The 1,379-nt window shown below is 50.2% G+C and carries 2 protein-coding genes; one reads left to right on the forward strand and one right to left on the reverse strand.

What is annotated here, in order from left to right:
- Positions 1 to 622 (forward strand): MATE family efflux transporter (locus KDK17_RS14190; protein WP_257288334.1); only part of this gene is annotated, 622 nt, incomplete at its 5' end.
- Positions 623 to 655: 33 nt separating this feature from the next.
- Here the strand turns inward: KDK17_RS14190 and KDK17_RS14195 are convergent.
- The coding region (locus KDK17_RS14195) for a type I secretion C-terminal target domain-containing protein (protein WP_257288335.1) at positions 656 to 1,379 on the reverse strand (724 nt) is incomplete at its 5' end.

The following is a 1,379-nucleotide window of genomic DNA, read 5'->3' on the forward strand; positions in this document are numbered from 1 at the left end:
ACTGGCTGTTCCCGATTCTCTTCAACAGATCCTGTTCTCTCTTGGCTTTATGGTGCTATTTGCCATCATTGCCCGGATGGGAACCAGTGAGCTGGCCGTAGCCCATGTTCTAATGAATATTTCTCTGTTGTTGATTTTGCCGGGTATGGGTATGGGTATGGCCGCTAATACCTTGGTGAGTCAGAGCCTGGGAGCCGGAAAACCTCATAAAGCCTGGCGCTGGGGCTGGGATATTGTCATGGTGGCAGCCACTGTGCTGCTATTTCTGAGTCTCCCTTTACTTTTTACTCCCGAGTTCCTGCTGAGTCTCTTTCTTCATCAGGAACCTCTTGTCGAGATGGGAAAGATTCCTCTTCAGCTGACCGGTATGAGTATCTTCCTTGATGCAGCTTCCCTCGTATTCACACAGGCTCTTCTGGGTGCCGGTGCCAATCGCACGGTACTGGGTATCAGAGCTGCCGGACAATGGCTAATCCTGCTACCACTGTGCTGGCTGGTTGGGCCTGTGCTGGGTCTGGGTTTGACTGCCATCTGGCTCGTTCAGGCTTTACAGAGACTGATCAGCTCACTGGCTTTTGTTATGGTCTGGCAGACCCGGAAATGGGAAAGAATCATTGTTTAGATTCGTAAAAGTGTTCGACACGACAATAACCTCCTAAATACCGGTACCATGATCCAGATTATTGTTATCCATCAGGTTATTAAGGATATCAGCATCACTGCCACCCAGGGCAAACAGGTCAACATCCTTAAAGGTCACTTTCTTCGTAACATCGCCACTGGCAGTTTCACTGATCTCCATCACCGTATCATTGCCGCTGGCAACAAAATGGAAATGCTCGTCCAGATTGTCGCTGGGATCCACCAGAATATCATCCAGCTTCAGCATGTCACCTTCATCAGTGCTGAAGTCGGTAATGATAAGCTCGGCAGGGTTTTGCGCCGTGCCGCTGGCATTGAAATCGAAGATATCAGCCCCCAGGCCGCCAGAAGCGGTGACGTCATCATGGTCAATGGTGAAAATATCGTCCCCAATATCTCCAATCAGAGTATCCAAACCAGCACTGGAACTATGGTCAAAGCCTACTACCCGGTCACTGATGCTAACCACATCATTACCACTGCTATCGCTCAGACTACTGCCGGTATAGCTGAAGAGTAACTGTTCTGAGCTGTCAATCTGGGCTCCGTCAAAGGTGACGGTGACTTCTTGTCCATTCACAGCCACACCAGTTACCAGACGGGCACTGCCATCAACCTGAACCGTAAAGTCAGAAGTGGAAGGCGAGCCAGAAAGAGTTTCGGAGAAGCCCAGCACCAGTTCATTATTGGCAGCCAGAGATGAGGTTAAATCAGGCGCCTTCAGGTCCGACTGGCTC

The organism is Endozoicomonas sp. SESOKO2, from assembly GCF_024606245.1.
Taxonomy (GTDB): Bacteria; Pseudomonadota; Gammaproteobacteria; order Pseudomonadales; family Endozoicomonadaceae; genus Endozoicomonas_A.